The following is a 2,756-nucleotide window of genomic DNA, read 5'->3' as shown; positions in this document are numbered from 1 at the left end:
TAGTTTTAAGAGATGGAGTGATGATGAATGAGCTTGTAACAAAAGAAACAAATGTTGATGAGATAACTGAACTTATGATTGGAAGAAAGGTAGATCATACAAAGAGGGAGAGAAAAGTAAGGGGAAATGATGAAGATATACTTGAAATAAAAAATTTATGGGTTGATATGTCAGGGGAGTTTGTGAGAGATGTTAATCTAAAAGTAAGAAAAGGGGAGATCTTAGGTCTTGGAGGAATGGCAGGACAAGGGAAGGTTGGAATTGCAAAAGGAATAATGGGAATATGCAGTGCAGGGGGAGAGGTAACTTATAAAGGGGAAAAGATAGATATGAAGGATCCTATAAATCCTTTAAAGAAAAAGATATATTTTGTATCTGAAGATAGAAAGGGAGTTGGGTTAATACTTGATGAAAAAATAGATATGAATATAGCTTATCCATCAATATATATAAAAGAGGATTTTTTAAAGAAAAAATTTGGGGGAATTTTTAAAAGTATAGATGATGAAAAAATAGATAGTAATGCAAAAAGTTATATTGAGAAGTTAGAAATAAAGTGCATGGGAGCAAATCAGAAAGTTGGTGAATTAAGTGGAGGAAACCAACAAAAAGTTTGTTTAGCAAAAGCTTTTACTATGAATCCAGAGCTTCTTTTTATATCAGAACCAACTAGAGGAATAGATATAGGAGCTAAGAAGATCGTTTTAGAAACGTTGAGAGAGTATAACGAAAAAAAAGGAATGACTATAGTTGTAACATCATCTGAATTAGAGGAGTTAAGAGAGGTGTGCGACAGAATAGCTATAGTAAATGAGGGGAAGATAGTTGGAATACTACCATCAAGTTCTAGTATTATAGAGTTTGGAAAAATGATGGTTGGAGTAAAAGGAGGGGGAAATGAATAGAATTGAAAAGATAGGACTTCCAAGGATTATAATAGCTCTATTTTTAATATCATTATATATTGTGGCACCATTTGTAGGAGTAAGTTTAAAAACTGCATTTTCAGACACAGCAGTGAGAGTGGGGATGAATATTATCTTGGTTTTATCACTAGTTCCAATGATACAGGGTGGAACAGGTTTGAATTTTGGAATGCCTCTTGGAGTTGAAGCTGGACTTTTAGGAGCTGTAATAAGTATAGAGCTTGGATTAACAGGAATATTTGGATTTATAGGAGCTATTTTAATTTCAATCCCAATTGGAGTAGTTTTTGGTATTATGTATGGAAAAATATTAAATAAGGTAAAGGGCGGAGAGATGATGATAGCAACTTATGTTGGATTTTCATCAGTTGCTTTAATGTGTATTATGTGGTTAATTCTTCCATTTAAAAGACCTAATATGATTTGGGCTTATGGAGGAGAGGGACTTAGAACTACAATTAGTATTGAAGGGTATTGGGATAAAATTTTAGGGAACTCTTTTGGAGAACTTTTATTTTTTGGTATTTTAGCTTTTGGAATAAGAGAGTTTTTTAAAACTAAAAGTGGACTATCTATGAAGGCAGTTGGATCAAATGAAAATTTTGCCAAATCAATTGGAGTAAATATTGATAAAGTTAGAATTAAGTCTGTTGTACTTTCAACTGTAATATCAGCGGTGGGAATAATAGTATATCAGCAGAGTTTTGGTTTTATTCAGCTATATTTAGCACCTTTTTATATGGCTTTTCCAGCAATAGCAGCCATTTTAATAGGAGGAGCTTCAGTTAATAAAGCAACAGTTACAAATGTTATAATTGGAACATTTTTATTTCAAGGGATAATAACAATGACGCCTGTTGTTATAAGTGGTCTTATAAAAACAGATATGTCAGAAACAATTAGAGTTATTATTTCAAATGGAATGATAATATATGCACTAACAAGAAAAGGTGGTGGAAGATAATGGGGAATATTAAAAAATTCTTAGAAGATAATATAGTTCCAATATTTATACTTATATTTATAGCTATAACAATTCCAGTTTCTAAATTAACAGGAACATATTTAATACAGGAGATGATACTTAGATTAGATAGGAATTTATTTTTAGTATTATCATTATTAATTCCAATAATAGCTGGAATGGGACTAAATTTTGGAATAGTTTTAGGAGCTATGGCTGGCCAAATAGCTCTAATTTTTGTAACAGAGTGGCAAATTGTTCAATTTCAAGGAGTATTACTTGCCATGATTTTATCAACACCTATAGCTATTTTACTAGGAGTGATAAGTGGAAATATATTAAATAGAGCTAAAGGAAAAGAGATGATAACATCTATGATTTTAGGTCTTTTTATGAATGGAGTATATCAACTTGTTGTTTTATATGGAATGGGAACCATTATAAAAATAACAAATCCAAAACTTATTCTTTCAAGGGGGACTGGAATAAGAAATGCCATAGATTTGCAAGGAGTTAGAAAGGGTCTTGATGAAATTTTAGAGATGAACATTTTTGGATATAAGATTCCAATGTTTACTTTTATTTTAGTTGCAGTTCTTTGCATATTTATAGTTTGGTTTAGAAAGACAAAATTAGGGCAAGATATGAGAGCAGTGGGACAAGATATAGAAATAGCAAGATCATCTGGAATAGATGTAGATAGGACTAGAGTTATTTCAATTATAATATCAACAGTATTAGCAGGATATGGCCAAATAATATATTTACAGAATATGGGAACTGTGAATACATATAACAGTCATGAGCAAATAGGTATGTTTTCAATAGCAGCTCTTTTAATAGGTGGAGCTTCTGCTGTCAAGGCA

3 protein-coding genes are annotated in these 2,756 nt (G+C 31.4%); all 3 read left to right on the top strand.

Features of this window, described 5'->3' with window-relative positions:
• A partial coding sequence (locus Q0V09_RS10330) for an ATP-binding cassette domain-containing protein (protein WP_297489293.1) occupies positions 1–905 on the top strand: 905 nt, incomplete at its 5' end.
• A complete protein-coding gene (locus Q0V09_RS10325; RefSeq protein ID WP_297489290.1) occupies positions 898–1,890 on the top strand; it encodes an ABC transporter permease in 993 nt (330 codons plus the stop codon). The genes Q0V09_RS10330 and Q0V09_RS10325, both read left to right, overlap by 8 nt.
• The coding region (locus Q0V09_RS10320; protein WP_297489288.1) for an ABC transporter permease at positions 1,890–2,756 on the top strand (867 nt) is incomplete at its 3' end. The genes Q0V09_RS10325 and Q0V09_RS10320, both read left to right, overlap by 1 nt.

Origin of the sequence: uncultured Cetobacterium sp. (assembly GCF_947039425.1) — a bacterium.
Taxonomy (GTDB): domain Bacteria; phylum Fusobacteriota; class Fusobacteriia; order Fusobacteriales; family Fusobacteriaceae; genus Cetobacterium_A.
This window is presented reverse-complemented; position numbering and strand designations above follow the sequence as displayed.

Bases quoted from the DNA above. Each gene is read 5' to 3' on its own strand.
- Q0V09_RS10325 (WP_297489290.1), top strand. From the start codon at position 898: ATGAATAGAATTGAAAAGATAGGACTTCCAAGGATTATAATAGCTCTA.